The organism is Sulfurospirillum halorespirans DSM 13726 (genome assembly GCF_001723605.1).
In the GTDB taxonomy this organism is placed as follows: Bacteria; Campylobacterota; Campylobacteria; order Campylobacterales; family Sulfurospirillaceae; genus Sulfurospirillum; species Sulfurospirillum halorespirans.
On the sequence record NZ_CP017111.1, the window covers coordinates 1,911,395 to 1,934,808 of the forward strand.

Annotated in this window: 25 protein-coding genes; 9 read left to right on the top strand and 16 right to left on the bottom strand. The window is 43.5% G+C overall.

Going from position 1 to position 23,414, the window contains the following annotated elements; genetic code table 11:
* Positions 1–10: 10 nt before the first annotated feature.
* The 3 genes from SHALO_RS09505 to SHALO_RS09515 all read right to left on the bottom strand — a co-directional run bounded on the left by SHALO_RS09505 (position 11) and on the right by SHALO_RS09515 (position 1,867).
* Positions 11–214: a phosphoribosylaminoimidazole synthetase gene (locus tag SHALO_RS09505; RefSeq protein ID WP_069478318.1), complete on the bottom strand. Its 204-nt coding sequence runs from the start codon at positions 212–214 to the stop codon at positions 11–13.
* Positions 215–287: 73 nt separating this feature from the next.
* Entirely contained in the window at positions 288–1,220 is a 933-nt protein-coding gene (locus tag SHALO_RS09510) for an endonuclease/exonuclease/phosphatase family protein (protein ID WP_069478319.1), read from the bottom strand.
* Positions 1,220–1,867 (bottom strand): carbonic anhydrase, encoded by a 648-nt coding sequence (locus SHALO_RS09515; RefSeq protein ID WP_025345250.1) that lies wholly within the window; start codon positions 1,865–1,867, stop codon positions 1,220–1,222. The genes SHALO_RS09510 and SHALO_RS09515 overlap by 1 nt, the downstream gene beginning before the upstream one ends.
* A gap of 116 nt (positions 1,868–1,983) precedes the next feature.
* On the opposite strand from SHALO_RS09515, the gene ppnP reads away from it, so the two are divergent.
* Positions 1,984–2,295, top strand: a complete 312-nt coding sequence (ppnP, locus tag SHALO_RS09520; protein WP_025345251.1) for a pyrimidine/purine nucleoside phosphorylase — start codon at positions 1,984–1,986, stop codon at positions 2,293–2,295.
* On the opposite strand, the gene SHALO_RS09525 is transcribed toward ppnP, so the two are convergent.
* The 11 genes from SHALO_RS09525 to SHALO_RS09575 all read right to left on the bottom strand — a co-directional run bounded on the left by SHALO_RS09525 (position 2,267) and on the right by SHALO_RS09575 (position 12,541).
* Positions 2,267–4,873, bottom strand: a complete 2,607-nt coding sequence (locus SHALO_RS09525; protein WP_069478320.1) for a bifunctional diguanylate cyclase/phosphodiesterase — start codon at positions 4,871–4,873, stop codon at positions 2,267–2,269. The two genes, ppnP and SHALO_RS09525, sit on opposite strands and share 29 nt — an antisense overlap.
* A gap of 34 nt (positions 4,874–4,907) precedes the next feature.
* Complete coding sequence (locus SHALO_RS09530; protein WP_069478321.1) at positions 4,908–6,053, bottom strand: BaiN/RdsA family NAD(P)/FAD-dependent oxidoreductase; 1,146 nt, start codon at positions 6,051–6,053, stop codon at positions 4,908–4,910.
* Positions 6,054–6,071: 18 nt separating this feature from the next.
* Complete coding sequence (locus SHALO_RS09535; RefSeq protein ID WP_069478322.1) at positions 6,072–6,773, bottom strand: SIMPL domain-containing protein; 702 nt, start codon at positions 6,771–6,773, stop codon at positions 6,072–6,074.
* A gap of 13 nt (positions 6,774–6,786) precedes the next feature.
* Positions 6,787–7,266 carry a tRNA (cytidine(34)-2'-O)-methyltransferase gene (locus tag SHALO_RS09540; RefSeq protein ID WP_069478323.1) on the bottom strand — a complete coding sequence of 160 codons (480 nt, stop codon included), beginning with the start codon at positions 7,264–7,266 and terminating at the stop codon, positions 6,787–6,789.
* Between the two features lie 116 nt (positions 7,267–7,382).
* On the bottom strand, positions 7,383–8,225 hold the full coding sequence (gene purU, locus SHALO_RS09545; protein WP_069478324.1) for a formyltetrahydrofolate deformylase: 843 nt from the start codon (positions 8,223–8,225) through the stop codon (positions 7,383–7,385).
* A 3-nt stretch (positions 8,226–8,228) separates the two neighbouring features.
* Entirely contained in the window at positions 8,229–9,353 is a 1,125-nt protein-coding gene (locus SHALO_RS09550; protein WP_069478325.1) for a tRNA nucleotidyltransferase/poly(A) polymerase family protein, read from the bottom strand.
* Positions 9,350–9,733, bottom strand: coding sequence for a CiaD-like domain-containing protein (locus tag SHALO_RS09555; protein WP_069478326.1), 384 nt, complete (start codon positions 9,731–9,733; stop codon positions 9,350–9,352). The genes SHALO_RS09550 and SHALO_RS09555 overlap by 4 nt, the downstream gene beginning before the upstream one ends.
* 4 nt (positions 9,734–9,737) lie before the next feature.
* A complete protein-coding gene (locus SHALO_RS09560) occupies positions 9,738–9,986 on the bottom strand; it encodes a tetratricopeptide repeat protein (protein WP_025345259.1) in 249 nt (82 codons plus the stop codon).
* Between the two features lies 1 nt (position 9,987).
* On the bottom strand, positions 9,988–11,061 hold the full coding sequence (gene leuB / locus SHALO_RS09565) for a 3-isopropylmalate dehydrogenase (RefSeq protein ID WP_084010859.1): 1,074 nt from the start codon (positions 11,059–11,061) through the stop codon (positions 9,988–9,990).
* Complete coding sequence (locus SHALO_RS09570; protein WP_069478328.1) at positions 11,058–11,546, bottom strand: 3-isopropylmalate dehydratase small subunit; 489 nt, start codon at positions 11,544–11,546, stop codon at positions 11,058–11,060. The genes leuB and SHALO_RS09570 overlap by 4 nt, the downstream gene beginning before the upstream one ends.
* Before the next feature lie 206 nt (positions 11,547–11,752).
* A complete protein-coding gene (locus SHALO_RS09575; protein WP_069478329.1) occupies positions 11,753–12,541 on the bottom strand; it encodes an ABC transporter ATP-binding protein in 789 nt (262 codons plus the stop codon).
* Positions 12,542–12,656: 115 nt separating this feature from the next.
* Between SHALO_RS09575 and SHALO_RS09580 the strand changes: the two genes are divergently transcribed.
* The gene (locus tag SHALO_RS09580) at positions 12,657–13,562 is read left to right on the top strand and encodes an ORF6N domain-containing protein (protein ID WP_069478330.1); all 906 of its coding nucleotides are present in this window, start codon (positions 12,657–12,659) and stop codon (positions 13,560–13,562) included.
* 102 nt (positions 13,563–13,664) lie between these two features.
* Positions 13,665–16,775: an efflux RND transporter permease subunit gene (locus tag SHALO_RS09585; RefSeq protein WP_069478331.1), complete on the top strand. Its 3,111-nt coding sequence runs from the start codon at positions 13,665–13,667 to the stop codon at positions 16,773–16,775.
* Positions 16,776–16,887: 112 nt separating this feature from the next.
* Here the strand turns inward: SHALO_RS09585 and SHALO_RS09590 are convergent, their stop codons facing one another.
* Entirely contained in the window at positions 16,888–17,523 is a 636-nt protein-coding gene (locus SHALO_RS09590; protein WP_202968800.1) for a LysE family translocator, read from the bottom strand.
* A gap of 105 nt (positions 17,524–17,628) precedes the next feature.
* Here SHALO_RS09590 and SHALO_RS09595 point away from each other — a divergent pair, with 105 nt between their 5' ends.
* Positions 17,629–17,949: an ArsR/SmtB family transcription factor gene (locus SHALO_RS09595; protein ID WP_069478333.1), complete on the top strand. Its 321-nt coding sequence runs from the start codon at positions 17,629–17,631 to the stop codon at positions 17,947–17,949.
* Positions 17,946–18,710, top strand: a complete 765-nt coding sequence (locus SHALO_RS09600; RefSeq protein WP_069478334.1) for an exodeoxyribonuclease III — start codon at positions 17,946–17,948, stop codon at positions 18,708–18,710. Before SHALO_RS09595 ends, SHALO_RS09600 begins: the two co-directional genes overlap by 4 nt.
* 27 nt (positions 18,711–18,737) lie before the next feature.
* Here the strand turns inward: SHALO_RS09600 and SHALO_RS09605 are convergent, their stop codons facing one another.
* Positions 18,738–19,139 carry a PAS domain-containing protein gene (locus tag SHALO_RS09605; protein ID WP_069478335.1) on the bottom strand — a complete coding sequence of 134 codons (402 nt, stop codon included), beginning with the start codon at positions 19,137–19,139 and terminating at the stop codon, positions 18,738–18,740.
* A gap of 191 nt (positions 19,140–19,330) precedes the next feature.
* Here SHALO_RS09605 and SHALO_RS15650 point away from each other — a divergent pair, with 191 nt between their 5' ends.
* From SHALO_RS15650 to SHALO_RS09625, 4 genes are all read left to right on the top strand, one after another.
* Positions 19,331–20,944 (top strand): methyl-accepting chemotaxis protein, encoded by a 1,614-nt coding sequence (locus tag SHALO_RS15650; RefSeq protein WP_069478336.1) that lies wholly within the window; start codon positions 19,331–19,333, stop codon positions 20,942–20,944.
* Positions 20,945–21,031: 87 nt separating this feature from the next.
* Complete coding sequence (gene nudC, locus SHALO_RS09615) at positions 21,032–21,844, top strand: NAD(+) diphosphatase (RefSeq protein WP_069478337.1); 813 nt, start codon at positions 21,032–21,034, stop codon at positions 21,842–21,844.
* 55 nt (positions 21,845–21,899) lie between these two features.
* Positions 21,900–22,817, top strand: coding sequence for a protein-methionine-sulfoxide reductase catalytic subunit MsrP (msrP, locus tag SHALO_RS09620; RefSeq protein WP_069478338.1), 918 nt, complete (start codon positions 21,900–21,902; stop codon positions 22,815–22,817).
* Entirely contained in the window at positions 22,814–23,362 is a 549-nt protein-coding gene (locus tag SHALO_RS09625) for a protein-methionine-sulfoxide reductase heme-binding subunit MsrQ (RefSeq protein ID WP_069478339.1), read from the top strand. Before msrP ends, SHALO_RS09625 begins: the two co-directional genes overlap by 4 nt.
* The last annotated feature ends 52 nt before the right edge of the window (positions 23,363–23,414 follow it).

Here is a 23,414-nt window from a genome sequence, read left to right on the forward strand (position 1 = left end):
TTGAGTGCGCTTAATGGCTACGTTTGCAGTGACCTACCAGCTTTGAAAAGAGCCAAATGGAAGGACAAAAATCGGTAATCGCCCAGACAACTGTCATTGCAATGACAAATCCTAGCAAAATCGTACCGTAAATCGAGCCAACACTCATCAAACAGCATGCAATAAACAAGACCACCGCCATCATTAAACGTTGAAGTTTTTCAGCACAAATCATTTTAAATCCTTTATGATAAATATAATGGATAACTATAAAAATAAAGGGCTTAAAAAGGTGTTATTTTTGTGACTTAATCCTTTAGCGTATGGAAAGTTGCAGTTATCGGGAAATGATCTGAGAAGCCAGAACCTTGGTGTTCGCCACGGCCTTTATTACTGATTTGCCACCGATTGGGGTTGCCATTTTCATCCAACATGTAAGGGCGGATAAAGACATTAAAGGAGGAAGGCGTGTACTCAATGCTTTTACGATCCATCAGTGATTTGGGGATAATGATATGATCTAACGCATTTTTTTGCTTGCCATAACTGTGAGAATACCGCCTGTTTTGCGGAAGTTCATACCAAAGGTTGTACAAAAGAGCCTTTTGATCGCCTGCTTGCAAAAAAGTGATAAGTCCCATACCCCAGTGCCCTTTTTGCTCTTGATACGGGGAGTTAAAATCGCCCAATACAATATATTCACGACTTTTCTCTTTTTCCAAAATTGTATGCAGTGTTTTAGCATAGACTAAACGCTCATCCTCTTTTTCGATGTACGCAGGCCAATGGTTGATGTAAAGATCCAACGGTCTTGCATCAACCATTACGCTAACACGGTGAATGCCTCTGGCTTGATTGGGCAACGCAATCGTAGAACTTTTTTCGATGGGAAAACGTGAGAGAAGTGCTGTATCAATAGAAACACGCTCTTTTTTAGTAGGGTAAAAGAGGTAAGGATATGCTTTGTCTCCAAGGGCAGTGTTGAGTTTTTGAAGCACCGCTTTGTTTTCAACTTCGGCTAAAACGATGATGTCAGCATTGATATCGCCTATCACACGAGCGAGATTGTTTATTTTTATCTGCAACATCGCCTCATTCCAGCCATGCTTGTTATAGGGCTGATACTCTTTGTATTCGCTACCATTTTTGGTTGCATCAAAGAGATTTTCGACATTGTACGTTGCGACTTTAAAGTCGAGTGCTGAAAGGAGTAACGGAATAAAAAGCAGACTCCAACGCATCAATTTTCACTACCGATCATGGGCTCAAATTCACCCGATTCGGTGTTAAAATACTCCAGTTCACCCGTTTCAAGATGATAATACCATGAACGAATAAAAAGCTCGCCTTCATTAACACGACGCTCGACATCGGGATACGTTAAGAGATTTTTGGATTGAAACAGAAGTGAAATTTTCTCCGTAAGCTCTAGCCTCTCAGATTGTGTCACATCTTGGCTGATAAGCTTTTGCGTCACGTAGTTTTTAGCATCCATTCCCAGTTCTAGCCATTTTTTGACATGGACTAAATTAATATCGGTGATCTTGGTGTACATCGTCTCAATCGCCCCACAATGCGAATGCCCGCAGATAATAATGTCCGTGACTTCTAAAACAGAAACTGCATACTCAATGCCCGCCGCCGTCGCGTGGTAATCATTATCGGGAGCAAAGGGAGGGACAAAATTGCCAATATTACGTAGGACAAAAAGCTCTCCAGGAGCTGAGTTGGTGATCAAGGCAGGATCGACACGAGAGTCACTGCAGGCGATAAATAAAACTTTTGGATGTTGCCCATTTTTAACAAGGTCCAAAAATTTGTTTTCGTATTTTTTAAACTTGGTATCTTTAAACTTCTCATACCCACTAATTAACTCCGCTATTTTCATCATCAAGCACGCTCCAAAGTTTTAGATGGCTAATTATAGTGAATCAGAATGAAAAAGAAATTACAAGCCAAAAATCATTATAATTACGTCATCTCTAAACCCTATAAAGGAAAAAAATGGAATTTAAAAACGTTACCGTTACGAAAAAAGCCAATGTCTATTTTGATGGCAAAGTGGTCAGTTATACCCTCACCTTTGATGACGGCTCCACCAAAACGCTCGGTTTTATGCAAGTAGGTGACTACACCTTTAACACAGGCGTAGCCGAAGTGATGGAGTTTTTAAGTGGTGAGCTGAGCGTGGAGCTTCCAAACCAAAAAGAGCCTTTAATCATTCATGAAAAAGCAATCTTTGAAGTGCCTGCTAATGCCTTGTTTACGTTACATGTAAAGACATGTGCTAGTTACTGTTGTTCTTACGTAAAATAATCTCAGGCGCTCTTAAAAGCGCTTCTATGTCCGTTACGTTCAAGGGTTCACTAAAATAGTACCCTTGAGCTTCATCGCAACCATTTTCTTTTAAAAAGTCTAACTGCTCTTTGGTTTCAACGCCCTCCGCGATCGTTTTAAGCCCCAAACTTTTTCCCAAAGCAATGATAATTTTAACGATCTCACGATCTTCTGGATCAATGCCAATATCACGAATAAAGCTCTGATCGATTTTGAGTTTATAGACTTTAAAACATTTCAAATAACTCAAAGAGGAGTACCCTGTACCAAAATCATCAATGGAAAGACGTATCCCTTTTTCAGAGAGTTCATTCATCGTCTCAATCGCATGAAGTGGATTTTGAGCAGCAGCACTCTCGGTCAACTCGATTTCCAAAAACCATGGCGGAAGCTTCACTTCATCGATAATCGTACTCACCAATTTGGAGAGATGCGCATGATGAAACTGCACGGCGGAGAGATTTACCGCCACACTCATCGCAGGAAAGCCCATATCCATCCACTGTTTCATCCTCGTTGCGGCGGTGCGCATCACCCATTCACCAATCAACAATATCTGACCGCTCTCTTCTGCAATCGGAATAAACTCCACCGGAGAGATCATCCCAAAATCAGGATGATTCCAACGAATCAATGCTTCAACACCTACAATTTTGCCATCGCTGAGCGAAATTTGTGGCTGGTAATGAAGACTCAACTCGCCTCTGGTATGCGCGTAACGAAGCGCATTTTCCAAGCTTAAGATACGCGCTGACCTGCTTTGAATCTCAGAGGTAAAGAAACGGTAATTGTTTCTGCCATTTTGTTTAGCCAAGTACATCGCCGCGTCCGCACTTTTAAAGAGCGTGTCGATGTCAGCGCCATCATTAGGGTACAGCGCAATTCCGATGGAAGCGGTCACGATCAGCTCATTAGTATCCAACTTAATCGGCTGTTCAATCGCTTGAAGCAAGCGTTTTGCCATGTGCGCGGCATCATCCACACTGACCCCTGGCAAGATCACGACAAACTCATCGCCGCCTTGACGTGAGAGGGTATCGACTTGACGTAAAAGTGGTTTGAGGCGTTTTGAAACCTTAACCAAAAGTTCATCGCCTATGGCATGTCCTAAAGTATCGTTAATATTTTTAAAGTGGTCAAAATCGATAAAAAGAACCGCTAACTGCTCATTTTGGTGCTGAACGATCTTAAGATCATGCTCCACGCGAAGGCGCAGTTGAAGCTTGTTGGGTAACGATGTGAGTGGATCAAAATACTCTAATTTTTGAATTTTTTCTTCATCTTCCCTGCGTGCCGTAATGTCACGCGAAACACCCAAAACACCTAAGAGTTCACTGTTCTTATCAAACACAGGCGTTTTAATCGTCTCAAAAAGCCCGTTGTAGCCATCTTCTTTAAAACTCAGCTCTTCTTCATTTCGCACAGGCTCTTTGGCATCCATCGCGATAATATCGTGTGTTCTAAAGAAATCTGCTAGTTGAAAATTCACAAAATCATAGTCACTTTTTCCCACGATCTCATGCTCTTTGGCTCCATAAAGACGCTCAAACGCTTTGTTGCAAAAAAGGTAGATGCCATTAGGGTCTTTGAGCCAAATCAGATCGGGAATTGCATTTAAGAGTACCTCAAATTGACGCGCCAACACATTTTTTTCGCCTGTTGTTTGAAGAACCTGAGATTCAAGCGCCACTTTCGTAATTTTGAGCTCAACCACTAATTTTGCCATATAGGCTAACATCAGGGCAAACATCAACGCCATCAGCACGCGCGCCATAAAAAGAACTGGACTCCCCCACCCTTTTTCAGGCGATATGGCAATCGTCCATGTGCCATTTGGCACATCAAATGTATAGACCACAGGATCGATGAGCGGTGTGCGTGTGGAGCTTAAAATGATCTGCTTCTCTTTGCTATCAGGATGGATGCGCCACATTTCATACATCAACTCTTCTTGGTCGAGTTGCGCAATTTTTGCATTATCAAAAATTTCAGAGATGCGAATCACCGCAGCGACAAATCCCCAAAAATGCTCTTTATTATCCCTATCTTCAAAAATGGGCAGACGCCCCACCAGACCAATGCCCCCTTGTGTCAAGTCCAACGGCCCAGCCAAGGTCAACTTACCGCTCTCGCGTGCTAAAAAAGACTCTTTATTTTGGGTTTTAGCTTCAAAAAGGTTGAGCCCCAGTGCTTTTTCGTTGCCTTGAAGTGGAGCAACTTGTTGGATGATGCCACGAGGGGCAATCGCGAGCTCAATCACACCAGGATAAGAAGGTAAAATCTCCTCAGCAATCTCTTCAAAATTGCGAATAAATCCACCATCATTTTGAGTCAGCAAAGCTTGGAGTGTGTAGGTTGACGAGAGTGCTCGATCGAGGTTAAATTTGATGTCATAACTGTAATTAGCAGCGATTGTATAGACTTTTGCCCGTTCTTTTTCGGACTCTAAGGTATGAAGGTTGTAAATGCTCAAGATTAACAGTACAAAAGAGAGCACAAAAACGACGACCAAGACAGTTCTAGGATCGCGCAAATGCACACGTGCCGTTCTATTCACACCACACCTCTTCTCTTAAGTTACCTTAATTGTATCAAAAAATGAAACCTTTTACAAAGCGCATAGCCGACGCAAATGCCCACTGGAAGTTAAAACCACCCAGTTCGCCCGTCACATCCATCACTTCACCAAGAAAATAAAGATCTTTACATGTAAGGCTTTCACAGTTTTCAGGATTGATCTCAGAAGTGCTAACACCGCCTCTGGTCGCTTCGGCTTTGGTGTAGCCAAAATTGCCCGCAGGGGCAAAGGTATAAGCTTTGAGCGAAGAGAGCATCTCACGCTCAGAGGCGGTGAGTTTTGAAAGCACTTTGTCTTCCATGCCAATGGCATCTAAAAATGCTTTACTAAAGCGTTTTGGAAGCCCCAACGCGGTGATAATCTGCTTTTTGCTCTGCTCTTTAAAAAGCGTTTGCATGCTCTGAATGTGCGGGAGAAAATCGATCGTAATGTTCCCTTTTTTCCAGTACAACGACCCGCTCAAAACAGAGGGACCACTAATGCCTTTGTGCGCAAAAAGAAGGTTTTCGCTAAAGCTTTTTCCTTCTACATGTAAAATCACAGGCAATGCAATTCCACTCAGATCCTTCATCCAAAATTGCTCTTTTTGAAGGGTTAAACCTACCAGTGCAGGTGAAGGGGAAATGATCGTATGACCAAATGATTCCGCGATTTTATAGCCAATATCGCTGGCACCAATGCTGGCATAACTTAGCCCACCACTGGCAACGACCACTTTTTTGGCGTGAATTTCGCCTTTATCTGTCATGACAACAAAGTGGTCATTTTTCTTTACATGTAAAACTTTAGTGGAGAGATAAAAGGTACCATAAGCGCTCAAACGACCAAAAATAGAGACTAACTCTTTTGCACTGTTAGCGCAAAAGATCTGCCCATGCTCACGCTCTTCCAGACTCAAACGGTGTTTTTTCACAAAAGAGAGTGTGGAAGCCGCATCAAACGCACTCAGAATCGGTGCAATAAACGCTGGATCACCCAGATAATTTTCAGCCGTCGCAAAACGATTGGTCAGATTGCATTTGCCGCCACCCGAGATCAGCAATTTCATGCCAATTTTTGGGTTTGCATCAACGAGTGCGACATCGTGACCTTCAAGATGACTGGCCGCCATCAACGCACTTGCACCCGCGCCAATGAAGAGAATATCGTGGAGTTTCAAACTAACGCACTTTCACGTCTATTTTTCATTCACGCACGTGTAATTGACCGTCGCATCCAAAGTGAGCGTTTCATCACGCAATATAGGTGCTTCTGTAGGAGTTGACTCCTCCTTCAAAGACGCATTTGAACGGGAGAGCATGCCTTTCATCATCACGGGTTGAGCAGGCGCTGTCCCTTCAAAAGCAACGGCACTGACTTCACAACGCATCTTTGTCTCTTTTGAGAAAAAGAGTGCTTGCTCCGTCGCCATTTGCAGTAACGAAGTACGCATCGCAAGACGCGCGCTATTGCGAGCTTTGAGGCTTACATCCCATGTGAGAGCACTTTGATTGATCAGAACCGTTGGCGCTTTGATTTTATTCAGAGCCGATAAAAGCGTATTGTAATGCTCAATGGACTTAAAATCGCATCCAAACGAGAGCGTGCCACCGTAGCCATTAAAAATCTGTTTTTGATCTTTGTAGGTGTAGCGAGGTGCTAGGTAATAGCCACCACCACGGCAAAATTCGCCTTTGGGGTCAAACTGCTTCACCGAAGCAACAATGGCATTGAGATGCTCTTTAATCACATCGGCACTTTTATTTTCTTCTTCAAACCCAATCTGAGCACGCAAAACATCCGGTGTCAATGCCTCGGAGACATGCTCGTTGGTCGTAATGCTCATCTGCGCCATTGCGAGAAGAGGAACGAGACTTAAAAATAGTAAGGATTTTTTCATAGTAAACTCCTTTTTAGGCTAAAGATGTCGCCTTAAACGTTTCAAAATTTTGACGAATCGCATCGTAGAGTATAATTCCAGCAGACGTGGCTTGGTTAAGGCTTCTACCCAGTTTTCCCATCGGAATCGTGATGGCATTCTCCCATTTCATTTGCATCAGCTCCATCGGAAGTCCCGTGGATTCACCACCAAAAAAGAGAAAATCGCCTGGTTTAAACGAGGCTTCAAAATAGGTCTTTTTCGTTTTGGTTGTGGCAAAAAAGAAATGATCTACTTTGTCGCGATGCGCCTCTAAAAACGCCTCTAAATTCTCCCAAACCGTAACGTCCAACAAATGCCAATAATCAAGCCCCGCACGCTTCACGGTCTTATCGCTGATCTCAAACATGGTTGGTTTGATGATGTGCAATTTACAGTCGGCATTGACACACATACGTCCAATGCTACCCGTATTTTGCGGGATTTGTGGGTGAACTAAAACGATGTTAAACATAAAAAAAATCTCCTAACAAGAAAAACTGTTGGCTTTTTATTTCTGCCTCGCAAGAGGCTAGCTTTAGTGCCTAGTGCAACGTAGCTTTTCGGGCTTTGCCCAAAAAGCGTATAGGATTAAAAAATGATCGTTTTGTTGTCATGCACAAAAATACGCTCTTCAAACACCAAATCTAGGGCATTGGAGAGCACGTTTTTCTCAACATTTCTGCCTGCTCGTTGCATATCTTTCCATGTCATTTCGTGATTAACGTGAATGACATCTTGCGCGATGATCGGACCTTCATCAAGGTTGTTATTGACAAAATGCGCCGTGGCACCGATGATCTTCACACCACGAGAAAATGCTTGTTTGTACGGATTCGCACCGATAAAGGCGGGTAAAAATGAGTGGTGAATGTTGATCATTTTCTCTTCATAATGACCCACAAATTCGCTCGATAAAATGCGCATGTATTTGGCTAAAACGATGTAATCCACGGTATAAGCGCTTAACACTTCCAGCACTTTTGCTTCGTGTTCGGCTCTGTTTAACCCTTCATGGCTGACACAATGAAACGGAATGTTGAATTTATCGCTTAGACCTTTGAGATCCTCATAGTTGGAAACAATCGCCAAAATATTGGCATTGAGATCATCGCTGTCATGTTTGAGCAAAATGTCGCCCAAGCAGTGCGTCTCTTTCGTACCCATCAAAATGATGTCTTTTTTGCGCGCTTCGGCGACATAAATGTCCGCATGGGCAGGTAACATCGCCTCAAGGGTGCCTTTAAACGCATTCATATTCATTTCGCCACTGAGTTCTGCGCGCATAAAAAACTTACCGTTATCACGGTCAACAAACTCGTCGTTTTTGATGATGTTCAGTTGGTACTTAAACACCACATCCGCAATGCGGTAGATCAGACCTTTTTCATCGGAACAATCAATTTTTAAAATATAATTTTTACTCTCTTGCATTCGCTATGCCTCACACTGTTGTTTAATTTTTTCGATTCGTCTTCGTTTTAATTCGTACCTGATGGCTTCTTTTTCAAATCCATCCGCAATTACCTCTTGAACGCTCACATCGCCTGTAAATAGTTCATCCCAAATTCTAAGCGTTTGCGCCCTCTCTTTAACACCGCTTCGATAATTGCCAAGCCACTGCGAAATGGGCATTTCAAGGCTTACATGTAAAAGCATCTCATCGCTGATCTCACCTTCAAAAAAAGGCTGATGTTTGAAGGTTTGCAGGTAATGATTGGGCGCTTCAAGTTGCTTCAACCACCTCAAAGGTTCTTGTTTCAGACGATTGGCGACGATATAAACAAAATAGTAAGGACGAAGTGCGTCTTCAAAATTTTGCTTGTATCGTAGCAATTCACGCGCAATCTCAAAAAAGCGATTTTCCACCTTACATGTAAAGCATTTTTCAAAAAGATTAAGAGCGTACATGTAAAAGAGTCCGTAGTGCAAACAAGGGGCTCGAAAGAGCTTTTCAAACTCCCACAAAATGCGCGGACGACTCAAATCACAGAGTGAAATGCCACGCATCACCTCCAAGCTTTTACGTTCTATCTTAAAGCCCAGGCGCGCACTAAACTGCACTGCACGAAGCACTCTTAGGCTATCTTCTTTGAAACTCTGCTCATCAATAATTTCAAGCGTTTTGTGTGTAATCGCCTCTTTGCCACCCCAAAAATCGAGTAACTCACCTGTAAAAATGTTCCGCATCATCGCATTCACACTAAAATCGCGCCTCTTGGACGCCTCTTTTTCATCCTGACATACGTGCACTTCAAACGCCTTATGCCCGATACCGCTTTTATGCTCAATGCGTGGCAATGAAAAATCGATGTCGCCCAGCTTATAAACAAAAAAACTTTTTCCCACGCCAATGGCGCCCATTCGCTTCATCAGCAATTCAAACGCTTTTGGCTCGATATCATAGACCTCAATATCCAAATCGTGCAAAGGCTCATCCAAGCAAAGGTCGCGCACACTGCCACCGACCAAATAAGCTCGCTTCGTATAAGGTTTTAAAAACGCAATCGCTTCGGTGATTTGCTGTTCAAAATGCGCAGGAAAAACGCACTCTAGCTTCATTTTTTAGAGGCTTCCATCTGCTCCAATTGCTCATCAATCGTTGCTAAAAGGTACTCTAAAAAGTTGAGGGTTAAATCGAGTTTGGCTTCAATATTTTTATTATTCGGAGATTGAAACCCTTCAAAAAGCACCAAGATGCGCTCCCTGAGGTTCGTATAAAACTGTTTAGGGCTCTCAGCACACGTGTCGTCATCTTCATGAGAAATCGCATACGCTCGAATCGTGTTGATCTCTTCGGTGATCTCTAAAAGAGGCTCAGGTTCAAACTCAACCTCTTCACGCTTGCGAGGGGGTTGCAGTGGTTGTTGTTGTTCTTCTTCCTTTGGTGCTACCTCTTCAAGCTCTTTCAGCGTTGAGAGAATCATATCTTTTAGTTCCATATTTTCACTTCCATAATTTAACGAGCCAACGCTCAAACTCTAAAAATTCCACTTCTGAATTCATGGTCAAAAAAAACTTCTTCATCTCTTCATCGACCCCTAAGTACTTTTTGCGAATGCCGGATAGTCGTTTGATGGCAATTTTTGCCTCTTTGTTATCAGGATTTTCGCGCAAAAGTTCTTTGTAAATCTCCAACGCCTCATTTTTGAGACCTTGGAGTTCGTAGATTGAAGCGAGAGTAAGTGTTTTCATACTATACTTTAGCGGTGTAATCTGCGATAATAGAACCAATTTGGGTCGTTGAACAGACCTCTTTGGCACCGTAATTGGCTAAGTCTTTGGTACGATACCCATCATGCAACACTTTTTTAATCGCAAGCTCGATGCGATCTGCCGCTTTGGTCTCACCAAGCGCAAAACGAAGCATCATGGACGCACTCAAAATGGTCGCAAGTGGATTGGCGATGCCTTGACCTGCAATGTCTGGAGCAGAGCCATGAATCGGCTCAAACAGTCCTATTTTTCCGCCGATGGAAGCCGATGGAAGCAGTCCAATAGAACCGCTGATCATACTGGCCTCATCGCTCAAAATATCACCAAAGATATTACCCGTTAAGATGACATCAAACTGGCGAGGATTACGTACGAGCTGCATTGCTGCATTGTCCACGTACATGTGAGAGAGGGTTACTTCGGGGTATGCTTTGGAGACTTCAATGACCGTATCGCGCCAGAGTTGAGAAACTTCTAAGACGTTGGCTTTATCAACGGAACAGACCATTTTACGACGTTTCATCGCCGATTCAAACGCCATATGCGCAATCCGCTCGATCTCAGGCTTGGTGTACACCATCGTGTTATAGCCTTTAAAGCCATCATTACCACGCGGTTCACCAAAATAAATCCCACCGATCAATTCACGAACAACTAAAAGATCAACGCCTTTAAGCACTTCTGGCTTAAGCGTACTCGCATCTAAAAGCTCATCAAAAATAGCCGTTGGGCGAAGGTTTGCAAACAATCCAAGCGCTTTACGAAGCTTCAAAAGTCCTGTTTCAGGGCGAAATTCACGAGGCAACGTGTCCCATTTTTCACCACCGATGGCGCCAAATAACACGGCATCACTTTTCAAACAACCCTCAATCGTCTCATCCGGAAGCGGTGTGCCTTTAAAATCATACGCAACACCACCCATCAAGTAGTCTTCATAGCGAAGCTCAAAATCCTCTTTCGCACAGACACTGTCTAAAACTTTGATCGCTTCATCAATGATCTCAGGACCAATACCATCGCCTCTAATAACCGCTATTTTGTAGATTTTTTTCATTTCATGATCTCTTTTTTCGCATAATTCATCAATCCGCCACATCCGATAAGCTCTTGCATAAACGGAGGAATCGGGGTAAATTTATAGGTTTTTGCACCATTTTTCACTTCACCACTCTCCATAGAAATCGAGATGCTTTCGCCCTCTTTAATGGTGTCAGTCTCAGCCAGTTCAAAAATGGGAAGTCCTGTGTTAAACGCATTTCGGTAAAAAATACGCGCAAAACTTTTGGCAACAACCGCACTCACACCCGCAGCTTTAAGGGCGATGGGAGCGTGCTCACGACTGCTACCACAGCCAAAGTTTTCACCTGCAACGATGATGTCACCTGCTTTGACTTTGTTCACAAACTCAGGATCTTTATCTTCCATAACATGCTTTGCCAGCTCTTTTGGATCAGACGTGTTTAAATAACGTGCCGCAATGATTAAGTCAGTGTCGATATTATCGCCAAAACACCATACTTTTCCGCTAATCGTACTCATTGATTATCCTTAGGGGTCTTTTGATTTGATAGAGTTCTTGAGGAACTCTTCATACGCTTTTAAAGCAAAGCTTCAAAAGCTACGTTAACACTGGGTTTTCTTCGGCAGAAAGCCCACGCACCTTGGGTGCTTTAACTTCTTACAGATTGACTTGTGCAAGATTTCAATAAAAAATTTTATCTAAATAGGGTTGTAAAAAAGTTTAATCACCCCGCGCTTTGAACAAAATAGCGCCCTTTTTCACACTTTACATGTAAAGGCAGATCAAAAACCTCTGAGAGATGCGCGTCACTTAGCAGTGCTTCTTTTGCCCCTTGCGCTAATATTCGCCCCTCTTTGATCAACACCACATGCGAAATCTCTTCAAAAATCTCCTCCAAATGATGCGTCACCAAAATGATGGTTCGATGCGCTGCAATTTTGCGTATCATCTCTATAAAATTAAGCTGCGCCTTGATGTCAAGCCCCACAGTGGGCTCATCGACTATCATCGCTTTGGGCTCATGCACCAAGGAGCGCGCAATAATGCACTTTCTAAGCTCCCCCGTGGACATCTCAGAGATGCGTTTATGCCTTAAATGGCGTATGCCTAAGAAGTCCAAAACCTCTTCCACTTTCTTTACATGTAAAGGTGAAAATTCTTGATGCTCGTAAATGTGAAAACTGCTGTAAAAGCCTGAGAGTATCACTTCAAAGGCGTTTAGACCGGGTGCTCGTTCGCTAAATTGGTAGTGCAGATCGTTCGTAATGATGCCCAGATGCTTTTTAAGCTCCCAAATATCCCACACCTTTTTGCCAAAAACCTCTTTGGTCGTCGTTTCGTTAAACCGCGGATAAAGATCGTTGGAAAAGAGCTTTAGAAGTGTCGATTTTCCCGAACCATTTCCCCCTAAAATCACCGTATGTTGTCCCTCGTTGATGCTTAAATTGATGTCATGCAAAACATCTTGCTCATCATACGCGACATTGACATGTTCAAAATGAATAATTTCCATTCGATAACTCCTCTTCAATGCCACGATTATAGCGCATTTCATTTTGACATAAAATTTTCGAGCAACATCAAAAAAGGATAAAATCAACACAAATCTAAAGTCGTAAGGCAGATTCATGACCCCAATCATCCTGACCCAAGAAGAGGACATTAAAGCAAAAATCTACACCATTCGTGTACTTCAAGTGATGCTAGATCGTGACTTAGCAGAGCTTTATAGTGTGGAGACACGCGTTTTAAATCAAGCCGTCAAACGTAATAGCAAACGATTTCCCATTGAATTTATGTTTCAACTGACAAAACAGGAGTTAGAAAATTGGATGTCACAATTTGTGATATCCAATAAAGAGCTTATGGGCCTTAGAAAACTCCCATTTGCGTTTAGCGAACAAGGTGTTTCCATGCTTTCAGCGGTTTTAAAAAGTAAATCTGCCATAGAGATGAGCATTCAAATCATCAAAAGTTTTGTGGCTATGAAAAAATTTATGACAAACAACGCCTTGATCTTTCAGCGTCTTGACATCCTCGAACAGAAGCAATTTCTCACCCATGAAAAAATTGACCTTATTTTAAGTGCCATCGAAGACAAATCCATCAAACCAAAACAAGGTATATTTTACAACGGGCAAATGTACGATGCTTATGTTTTTAGTGTTGATCTTATCAAGAGTGCCAAATCAGAGATTATTCTTATCGACAATTATCTTGACGAAAGCGTCTTCACGCTGCTTTCCAAAAGAGGCAAAGATGTCAAAGCCACTCTTTACACGCAAAACATCACTAAAGTACTTGAACTTGACCTCAAAAAACACAACGCACAGTATCCACCCATTTTGCTTAAAAAATTCAACCAAGCCCACGATAGATTTTTAATTCTTGATCGAACCGAGGTGTACCATATCGGTGCAAGCCTCAAAGATTTGGGTAAAAAGTGGTTTGCTTTTTCAAAACTCAACATCGAAAATTTAGCCATTTTAGAAAGGATTGAGAAACATTTTAATGACCTATTTATAAAGCAGTAAGTCTCTTTGTCATCATGCCAGAATTAAAGATATATTTATACCGAGTTATACTACCATTGCGTCAATTATTTCACCACAAATTTTGTGCCTTAGGCGGCTTTGATGTTTTCTAAATTTTTTATCAATCGACCCAATTTTGCTATCGTTGTTTCGCTTATTATCATCATTGCTGGGGTTATGGCGATTCGTACGTTGCCGGTTCAAGAGTATCCTGATGTTGTGCCTCCGCAAATTATCGTCTCTACGACCTATTCGGGTGCGGATGCGATTACCCTTGAAAACACCGTAGCTTCCGTTCTTGAAGAGAAAATAAACGGCGTGGATAATATGCTCTACATGATGTCAACCACGTCGCCCAGTGGGCTTCTTACGATGAATCTCTATTTTGAAGTCGGCACGGATATGGCGCAAGCAAAGCTTGATGTCAACAACCGTGTGAGGCTGGCGGAGAGCAAACTTCCTGACGCGGTCAATCGTCAAGGCGTTGAAGTGGCAGAACGCTCCAACGATACCTTGCGTGTGTTAGCACTCACCTCAGAAAACAACCGTTACGATACTATTTTTATGTCCAACTACGCTATTAACAACATCTTAGAAGAGTTCAAGCGCATCCCTGGTGTTTCTGAAGCTGTAGTTGTGGGAAATCAAGAGTACGCCATTCGCGTTTGGGTCGATCCGCAAAAACTCTCGTTTTACAACGTAACAACCACCGAAGTGATGAATGCGATTAAAGCGCAAAATGAGCAGTATCCTATGGGGCAAATCGGTCAAGAGCCGATTCAAAACGCTGTTGCGTTTACCTACACGGTCACATCAACGGGCAGGCTCAATTCGCCAGAAGAGTTTGAGCAAATCTTGGTCAAATCCAACCCTGATGGCTCTGCGTTAAGGCTAAAAGATGTGGCGAACCTTGAACTAGGCTCGGAGCGTTACTTCTTCAAAGGACTCTTTAACAAAGAACCCACCTCAATGATACGCATTACGCTGACCTCTAAAGCCAATGCACTTGAAGTCTCTGACTTGCTCGATAAAAAACTTGAAGAGATCAAAAAAAGTTTCCCTGAGGGGCTAAAAATCGGCACGACTTACGATCCAACACTGTTTGTTAAAGCCTCGATTAAAGAGGTGATCGTCACCCTCTTAGAAGCGGTTGCGTTGGTTATTTTTGTGGTTTACCTCTTTTTGGGCAATATTCGAGCGACGATCATTCCCGTTCTTGCCATCCCTGTTTCCATCATCGGCACCTTTGCAGGCTTTTATGCCACAGGCTTTTCCATCAACCTTTTGACACTTTTTGGACTCACTCTTGCCATTGGTTTGGTTGTGGACGATGCGATTATCGTCATTGAAAATGTCGAGCGGATTTTGCGCAAAGAATCCCTTAGCGTTAAAGAAGCAACCATTAAAGCGATGCAAGAGATCACGGCGCCTGTCATTGCCATTGTCTTAGTTTTATGCGCGGTTTTCATTCCTGCCTCGTTTATGGGAGGGCTCAGTGGAACGATGTCACGTCAATTTGCCATTACCATTGTTATCTCGGTCACCATTTCAGGTCTTGTTGCGCTAACACTCACCCCAGCACTTTGCTCTTTGCTTCTGAAAAAAGAGGAAGAGGAACCGTTGTGGGTTATTCAAAAATTTAACGCTCTCTTTGATTACATCACGCATCATTTTGGGCAGATCGTTAAAAATGCAATTCGTTACGCACTTTTCAACCTGCTTCTCTTTGGCATTTTGATCTTTGCGATTGTCAAACTGATGAGCATTATCCCCTCAGGTCTTGTTCCTAAAGAGGATAAAGGGGTCTTTTTTGCAGTCACAACCCTGCCTGCTGCGGCGTCACTCTCACGCACTCATGCGATCAATATCGCCGTAGGAGATGTCGCACTTAAACACCCTTCTGTCGATAAAGTCGGTGGTTTTTCAGGCTCTGATTTTAGCTCAAAAGCCTACACCACCGAAGCGGGATACAGTTATGTTCGTCTTGTTGATTGGGATGAGCGCAAAGATGCCAATCAAAGTGTTGATGCGATTTCAAAAGAGATTATTCAACAACTCTCCTCCAATAAAGAAGCACGCATCGTAGCCGTTGAACCCTCTGCTATCAGTGGTCTTGGCGTCTCCGGTGGTTTTGAGATGTACATTCAAAATAAAACGGGTGGCACGTATGCCTCATTAGAAAATTATGCCAAAGAGATCGTAGCACGCGCATCCACACGTGAAGAACTTCGCTCGGTGCGCAGTACACTCAGCACCAACACACCTCAATATCGCATCGAAGTGAATCATCAAAAAGCTCAAGCGTATGGCATTGATATTGCCGATATTTACACCACGATTCAAGCCACGTTTGGAAGTGTTTATATCAACGATATTAACCTTTTTGGGCGTAGTTACCGTGTGAATATCCAAGCCAAAGGTGATTTTAGAGAAGGAACACAAAATTACAGTGATATTTTTATCAAGTCCAGTGATGGAGACGCGATTGCATTAAGCGACCTTGTTACCTTGAAACGTGTCATCAATCCCAACATCACAAAACGTTTCAATATGTTTCCATCGGCTCAAATTTTGGGTGAAACCAATACAGGTTACTCTTCAGGCGAAGGGCTGAAAATCATGGAAGAGATCGCGGCAGAAGTCTTGCCGGAAGGCTACTCCATCGCATGGGGAGGCGCATCATTACAAGAGAAAAAACTCCTTGAAACAGGCAATCTCTCGTTTATTTTCGCGATCGTGTTCATCTTTTTGATTCTTGTGGCACTTTATGAGAGCTGGATGATTCCTTGGGCGATCGTTTTAGCCGTTCCCTTTGCGCTGCTTGGGGCAGAACTCTCCATCTGGCTTCGCGGGCTTCAAAACAACATCTACTTCCAAATAGGACTTATCACCCTTGTCGGACTTTCGGCTAAAAATGCGATTTTGATGGTGGAATTTGCTTTGCAAAAGATGGAAGAAGGGTACAGTTTGATCGATGCAACGATCGAAGGAGCGAAGATTCGTTTTCGCCCGATCATCATGACCTCCTTTGCCTTTATCGCAGGAACCTTGCCGCTCGCCCTAAGTTCGGGTGCGGGAGCCAATAGCCGTCATGTCATCGGCACCACCGTTGTGGGTGGCATGGTCACACTCACCCTCATCGGCGTCTTTTTTGTACCGCTTTTTTTCTATCTTATCATGAAGATTAAAGAAAAATTTCTTCCTAACTCTTGACACGCTTTTAAAGCAAAGCTTTAAAAACTACGTTAACACTAAGTTCTCTTCGGCAGAGTGCCCACGCACCTTCGTTGCTTTTACTTCTTGCAAAATCTAATTTTGAAAGAAGCTACTTACGTTCAAGTCCTAAAAGCCCAAAACCAAGAGCGATGAAAATCGCTCCGCTCACACGGTTGAACCATAATGCTCGTTGATGGGTCAAAAACCACGACTTGAATCGCTTCGCAAAAAAGGCATAGCACATCAATGTGCCAAATGAAAGAAGCATAAAGGTCAATGTTAAGATGAAAAACTGCTCTAAAAGCGGTGCTTCTGGATTGAGAAATGGTGGAAAAAGTGCCGTAAAAAAGATGATCGGTTTTGGATTGGTGATGCAGACTAAAAACCCTTTTTGGAAAATCTTCGCGTAATGCGCAACACTTTTGTGGCGCCCAAGATCCACCTGTTTAAAAATGCTTCCCAATGCGCGAAACTGCTTAATGCCAATGTAAATAAGATAACACGCCCCTAAAATTTTAAACGCCAGAAACAACACCAATGACGTTTTCAATACCACACCAAGACCTAACATCGCGGCACTGGAGAGTACAAAAAGACCGATGGCATTACCCAGTGATGAAAAGAAAGTCGCTTTAAGGTCATAACTCACAGAGTTATTGATCGCCAAGAGAACCGCGGGACCTGGGCTTGCTATCGCGATAAATGCAACCATTGTGTACAAAAGCCATGTGTGAAGTGCCATCATTTGCCTTTTTGTTTTTGGGTATTATAACGCATTTTATTAGATCAATATATCTTGATGTGAAATCTTCTATGCTATACTACGTCAAATAAAGACAAAGAGAAGCTCATGGAAACTTTTTTAAAAACCGTTGGCGCACTGAATGACGAAACGCGCTTGCAAATTCTTCATTTTATTCACACAAACGGCGAAGTGTGCGTGTGTGAGATCGAAGAGGCATTTTCGATGATCCAGTCGCGCGTCTCACGCCATCTCAAAATCCTCAAAGATGCTGGCTTTTTGCGCGTTGATCGACGTGGAAAATGGGCGTATTATACGGTTCGCTCACCGTTGGATCGTTTTAGACTCGAATGTTTAGAGGAGATCAGCTACCTTGAGATGCCCGTGCCACGTGATGGGCTTACATGTAAAAAGGAAAGTTCACTATGAAACTCATCTCTTGGAACGTCAATGGCATTCGCGCCGTTGCTAATAAAAACGCGTTTGCGTGGGTGGATGCGTTCGCTCCCGATGTCTTGTGCTTGCAAGAGATCAAAGCGGAAGCGGAGCAGATTCCTGAGCCTCTTTTTAACCATGCCTTTACATGTAAACATGTCAATTCGGCTTCTAAGAAAGGGTATTCGGGTACGATGAGTTTTTCAACGCTTCCTTTTGAGAAAACAGACACCGCGTGGCACATCGACCATACGCACGAAGGGCGCATCTTGGAGCACCATTTTGGTGATGTTGCGCTATTTAATGTCTACTTTCCCAACGGGCAACAAAGTGAAGAACGCCTTGCGCATAAGATGAAATTTTACAGTGATTTTTTAGCACACACAGAAGCGCTAAGAAAAGAGGGAAAAGGCATTATCATCTGTGGGGATGTCAACACGGCGCACCGTGCGATTGACCTTAAAAATCCTAAAGCCAATGAAGATACTTCGGGTTTTTTGCCGATTGAACGTGCGTGGATCGATAGGCTTTTAGACCATGGCTACATCGACACGTTTAGACATATCCACGGCGACATCACAGATGCCTATTCGTGGTGGTCGTATCGTTTTGGTGCGAGGGAACGTAATGTCGGGTGGCGGATTGATTATTTTTTCATTTCCAAAGAGCTGGAACCTCGTCTGAGAGATGCGTTTATTCTAAGTCACATCGGAGGCTCGGATCATTGCCCTGTCGGTATTGAGATCGATTTGTAAGATACACATAAGCTTTACATGTAAAGCTTATTTTCGTTGTTGTTTGTACATCTCGATGGTCGTTCTAAGATCGTGAATATCGGTGTGGGTTCCCACAACTTTGGTCGGATACCCATCTGCATTGTACGCAATCACTTTGGCTTGATCCAGCACCCATTTATAGCTTCCATCATGGCACAACATGCGGTGCTGATGCTGGTAATGCTTGCTTCTGCCACTTAAAAGCGCCGTGAGTTCATTGAGACAGTAGCTGAGATCTTCGGGGTGAATGAGCGACATCCAACGCTCTTTGCTCTGCTCGAACGCCTCAAATTCATAGCCCAACATCGTGACCCATTGCGGTGACAACATGATGCGATTGCCGAGTGGATTCCACTCCCAAAACCCGTGTCCTACGCATTCTAAAATGGTTAAGTACTCTTTTCTCATCGCGTATAGCCTTTACTATTTGGTATGGGAGAGTATACATTTCAAGTGTGATATTTGCGTTACATTCCTCTTTACATGTAAAGGTTTTAAAGCTCAAAAGATCATCCATTTTTCCTTATTTTTTCTTATAAATTTACATATAATTTACGCAAGACCGCTACTATACGCACCAAAAACTTTAAAGGGGCGTTATGTATTTAGCTTCCATCAAAAACAAGCTTGTCTTTTTGCTTGTCATTATTTTCCTAGGTTTCAGTGCCATTGGCGTTGAGATTATCAAAGAGGCAAACGATGCCAAAATGGCTGCCATTCGGTTGACCAGTATCGCAGATATCGAAAATTCTATTTTAGACCTTCGCATTCAACAGCGTGATTATCAGATCTATTTTAAACAGTCCAATCTCGATCATTACGAAAAAATCTATCAAAAATTACTCGCTGATTTAGAAGCGCTTAAGTTGATGCTTATGAGTCCGCAAAACCATCAGCGCATCGCAAGTCTTAAAAATGTGCTTGTTGAATGGCATGATGTCAACACTCCGCGCATGCAACTGTTTGGAAAATACGGCGCCACAATGCACGAGCCAAGCTTTGCGCAAACTTATCCAGAAGATGCAAAAAAGCTCAACGAATACTACAAAAAAAGCAGTCAAGCGTTTGTCGTCATTACCGAAAAACTCGATGATTTAGCACTCAGCGTGAAAACCAATAACTTCAACCGTTTGGATACCAATAAACTCATATCGCAAATATCGCTTGGCGTGATTTTTCTTTTTGTCTTTACGATCTTTTTTATCGTCACACGCTCCATCAAAAACTCTGTGGCACATGCTAAAACAGCGTGTGAGAAGATGCGCCAGAGCAAAGATCTCAGCGTGAGCATCACCACAGGCACGAAAGATGAGATCAACGACATTGTCAGTTCCATCAACGCACTGATCGCCGATGTTGCAGAGGCCCTTAACCAAGCAAAAAGCAACGCGCTTGAAAATGCTTCCGTTGCTGAAGAGCTCTCCAGTACGAGCCTTCAGATCGGCAAGCGCGCCGAAGAAGAAGCCAAAGTTGTTTTTGAAACCACGAATGATGCAAAAGAAGTTGCCAAAGCAATTGGTGAGGCAAGCGTACAATCTCAAAATGTCAAAGAAATTACAACCGATGCGCAAAAAAGCTTACTAGGGGCTCAAGAACTGCTCAATGAAACGCTCTCACAGCTTAGCCAAACAGCAGAAGCCGAAGCGGCGATCAATGAACGCCTCAATCGCCTCTCAAGCGAAGCCGAACAGGTCAAATCTGTACTGGATGTCATCGGCGATATTGCCGATCAGACCAATCTTTTGGCACTGAATGCCGCCATTGAAGCGGCGCGCGCAGGGGAACACGGACGTGGCTTTGCCGTGGTCGCGGATGAAGTGCGTAAACTGGCAGAACGCACTCAAAAAAGCCTCATCGAGACCAATGCCACGGTCAATGTCATCGTTCAGTCCATCAGCGACATCAGTGGTGAGATAAACCACAACGCCAAACGCATCCACGAGCTTTCCGAGTTTTCAAACCAAGTGACCACCCAAACGAATGACGCCGTGGGTATGCTAGAACAGAGTGTCAACGCAACTGAAGAGGTCGTCACTAAAGCCAATGGCAACGTCAAGCTCATCAAAACAGCCGTCATCGAAAAAATCGGTGAAATTAACACGCTCTCAAGCTCCAACGCCAGAAGTGTTGAAGAGATCGCAGCAGCAGCCGAACACCTCTCCAAGCTCTCTTCCACGCTCAGCCACACCTTATCACAGTTCAAAACCGCGTAACGTTTTGCCCAAAGAGACCACCTCTTTGGGCATGCTTTAACCAGAATTTGCTATCATTTGATACTTTACATGTAAAAAGGTTTTCTTATGCTTGAAGAGATAATGTCACGTAAACTCACCCCATTTTTTATGCCAGCAGACGACAAAAAAGGGACAGTCATCGGCTTTTGCGGTAGCGATATTTTGATGAGAGAAGACGGCACATTGCCCTCCATGGAATTTTTTGCCCTCTTGGGTGAGCCCAAACATCGCTTTCACATCGGCTCCTTTGATGAAGAGTTGTACATCCTTTTTGCATGGGAAAAAAGCACGCCACTTCCGCAAAGTCTCGTGAAAACCAATTTACGCCATTTTTTAGGACTCTACCCACCGCATCTTTTTGCGATGCTCGCACGCGCCAAACAACTCGCGCACTGGATTTACGACAACCAATTCTGCGGTCGCTGTGGCGCACCTGTGGGTTATACTTCAAAATTTTCATCACTGGGCTGCTCCTGTGGCAACTACATCTTTCCACGTCTTTCGCCTGCGTGCATCACCCTCATTACGAAAGGCGATGAGATACTTTTAGCGCGCTCGCCCTACTTTAAAGAAGGTGTGTACAGTCTAGTAGCTGGCTTTGTCGAAGCAGGCGAAAGTGTCGAAGCAGCCCTTCACCGCGAAGTGTTTGAAGAAGTAGGCATTCGCGTAAAAAATCTTCGCTACTTTGGCTCACAGTCTTGGCCGTTTCCGCACTCCTTGATGCTTGGTTTTTTTGCCGAGTATGAAAGCGGTGAGATTCACATTCAAGAAGAGGAGATCGAAGATGCGCAGTGGTTTAACATTAATGCGCTTCCACCTTTGTCGCATGAGACATCTATAGCTCGAATGATCATCGAAGAGTGGCGTAAAAATCATTGATTTTTTGTTGATAGTTTTCTGTTAAAATAAGGCAAATTCACGTGAGGAGTTTGCCATGAACATCACCCCTGAAGCACTTTTTGAAGCACGCCGTCACTTTTTAAAACTTGGAGCTGGCGCTCTGGTAAGTAGCACCGCTATTTCACAGCTTTTAGCCGACACTCTCTTAGATATGAGCCTCACTTACACGCCTGATCCCAATCCGCTCAAACTCTCGCCCAACACCTTTGAGCAGATCACCAATTATGTCAATTTTTACGAATTTTCAACCGACAAAACTGCTCCCGTCAAACTCTCTCAAAAGATGAAAACAGATCCATGGAGTGTTGGCTTTTTTGGCGACATCAAAACCGAACAGATGCTTAGAGTCGATGAGCTCATCGCCAAATTTGGACTAGAGGAGCGCATTTACCGCTTTCGCTGTGTTGAGGGCTGGTCGATGGTCGTTCCGTGGATCGGCTTTCCACTGTACAAATTGCTTGATTACTTAGAGCCAAACAGCAAAGCCAAATACGTCAAGTTCACCACGCGCCATGACCCTGCCCTCTTTCCCGACCAAGCCAAAGGCATCTTTGCTTCCATCCCTCATCCGTATGTTGAAGGCTTGCGCATGGACGAGGCACGCAACCCACTCACGTTCATCGCTGTGGGCATGTACGGCAAACGCCTGCTTCCGCAAAATGGCGCTCCGATTCGTCTTGTTGTGCCGTGGAAATACGGCTTTAAGTCCATCAAATCACTCGATCTCATCGAATGTGTGGAGAGCGAACCGCTCAATACATGGCAAGCCATCGACGCCAAGGAGTACGGCTTTTACGCCAATGTCAATCCTGCCGTTGACCACCCAAGATGGACACAATCCAAAGAGCGCTTGCTCGGAAAACTGACCAAACAAGCCACCTTGCCCTTTAACGGCTACGAAAAAGAGGTCGCAGGATTTTACGCAGGAATGGACTTAAGGAAATTCTTTTGAAAGCCCTCCTCGTCCTTCTTGCCCTTCTCCCACTGGGGTTTGCGTACTTTAAACTTGAAAGTGCCATCGACCCCATTAAGATGCTCTACAACATCACGGGCGTTGGGGCGATAACGCTTCTTTTACTTTCACTCGTACCTTCTACATGTAAACGTATTTGCAGTCTCAATTTTCTTCGTTATCGTAAAACCATCGGGCTTTTGAGCTTTGCTTATGCCCTTTTACATGTAAGCGTTTTTATTGTCCTAGACAGCGAATTTGACTTCATCACGATCTTTGAAAAAAGCCTCAAAAAACCGTTCATCTATATCGGGGCTATCGCTTTTATCATCCTTCTTTTCATGGCGCTTACTTCGTTTAAAAAGCTCTTCGCAAAGTTTTCAAAGTACCATAAATCGGTCTATGTAGCATTAGCACTTGCTCTTCTTCATAGCTTCTGGGCACAAAAGGTCGCTGGGGTGTTTGAATACAGTGTCGTTGCCGTTGGTGTGGGTCTTTTAGGGGAGAGAGTTTGGGCGTGGAAAGCTTTACATGTAAAAAATTAAATTAACCAATATTTTGCTAACATAATCCCCTATTTTCACCACAAAGAACACT

What these genes read in the sequence shown, in the direction of transcription:
- nudC (WP_069478337.1), top strand. Translation starts at nt 21,032, where the DNA reads ATGCTTGAAGAGATAATGTCACGTAAACTCACCCCATTTTTTATGCCA.
- msrP (WP_069478338.1), top strand. Translation starts at nt 21,900, where the DNA reads ATGAACATCACCCCTGAAGCACTTTTTGAAGCACGCCGTCACTTTTTA.
- SHALO_RS15650 (WP_069478336.1), top strand. Translation starts at nt 19,331, where the DNA reads ATGTATTTAGCTTCCATCAAAAACAAGCTTGTCTTTTTGCTTGTCATT.
- SHALO_RS09605 (WP_069478335.1), bottom strand. Translation starts at nt 19,139, where the DNA reads ATGAGAAAAGAGTACTTAACCATTTTAGAATGCGTAGGACACGGGTTT.
- SHALO_RS09575 (WP_069478329.1), bottom strand. Translation starts at nt 12,541, where the DNA reads ATGGAAATTATTCATTTTGAACATGTCAATGTCGCGTATGATGAGCAA.
- SHALO_RS09560 (WP_025345259.1), bottom strand. Translation starts at nt 9,986, where the DNA reads ATGAAAACACTTACTCTCGCTTCAATCTACGAACTCCAAGGTCTCAAA.
- SHALO_RS09580 (WP_069478330.1), top strand. Translation starts at nt 12,657, where the DNA reads ATGACCCCAATCATCCTGACCCAAGAAGAGGACATTAAAGCAAAAATC.
- leuB (WP_084010859.1), bottom strand. Translation starts at nt 11,061, where the DNA reads ATGAAAAAAATCTACAAAATAGCGGTTATTAGAGGCGATGGTATTGGT.
- SHALO_RS09550 (WP_069478325.1), bottom strand. Translation starts at nt 9,353, where the DNA reads ATGAAGCTAGAGTGCGTTTTTCCTGCGCATTTTGAACAGCAAATCACC.
- SHALO_RS09595 (WP_069478333.1), top strand. Translation starts at nt 17,629, where the DNA reads ATGGAAACTTTTTTAAAAACCGTTGGCGCACTGAATGACGAAACGCGC.
- SHALO_RS09570 (WP_069478328.1), bottom strand. Translation starts at nt 11,546, where the DNA reads ATGAGTACGATTAGCGGAAAAGTATGGTGTTTTGGCGATAATATCGAC.
- SHALO_RS09515 (WP_025345250.1), bottom strand. Translation starts at nt 1,867, where the DNA reads ATGAAAATAGCGGAGTTAATTAGTGGGTATGAGAAGTTTAAAGATACC.
- SHALO_RS09555 (WP_069478326.1), bottom strand. Translation starts at nt 9,733, where the DNA reads ATGGAACTAAAAGATATGATTCTCTCAACGCTGAAAGAGCTTGAAGAG.
- SHALO_RS09510 (WP_069478319.1), bottom strand. Translation starts at nt 1,220, where the DNA reads ATGCGTTGGAGTCTGCTTTTTATTCCGTTACTCCTTTCAGCACTCGAC.
- SHALO_RS09540 (WP_069478323.1), bottom strand. Translation starts at nt 7,266, where the DNA reads ATGTTTAACATCGTTTTAGTTCACCCACAAATCCCGCAAAATACGGGT.
- SHALO_RS09600 (WP_069478334.1), top strand. Translation starts at nt 17,946, where the DNA reads ATGAAACTCATCTCTTGGAACGTCAATGGCATTCGCGCCGTTGCTAAT.
- SHALO_RS09505 (WP_069478318.1), bottom strand. Translation starts at nt 214, where the DNA reads ATGATTTGTGCTGAAAAACTTCAACGTTTAATGATGGCGGTGGTCTTG.
- SHALO_RS09590 (WP_202968800.1), bottom strand. Translation starts at nt 17,523, where the DNA reads ATGATGGCACTTCACACATGGCTTTTGTACACAATGGTTGCATTTATC.
- SHALO_RS09535 (WP_069478322.1), bottom strand. Translation starts at nt 6,773, where the DNA reads ATGAAAAAATCCTTACTATTTTTAAGTCTCGTTCCTCTTCTCGCAATG.
- SHALO_RS09585 (WP_069478331.1), top strand. Translation starts at nt 13,665, where the DNA reads ATGTTTTCTAAATTTTTTATCAATCGACCCAATTTTGCTATCGTTGTT.
- purU (WP_069478324.1), bottom strand. Translation starts at nt 8,225, where the DNA reads ATGCAAGAGAGTAAAAATTATATTTTAAAAATTGATTGTTCCGATGAA.
- ppnP (WP_025345251.1), top strand. Translation starts at nt 1,984, where the DNA reads ATGGAATTTAAAAACGTTACCGTTACGAAAAAAGCCAATGTCTATTTT.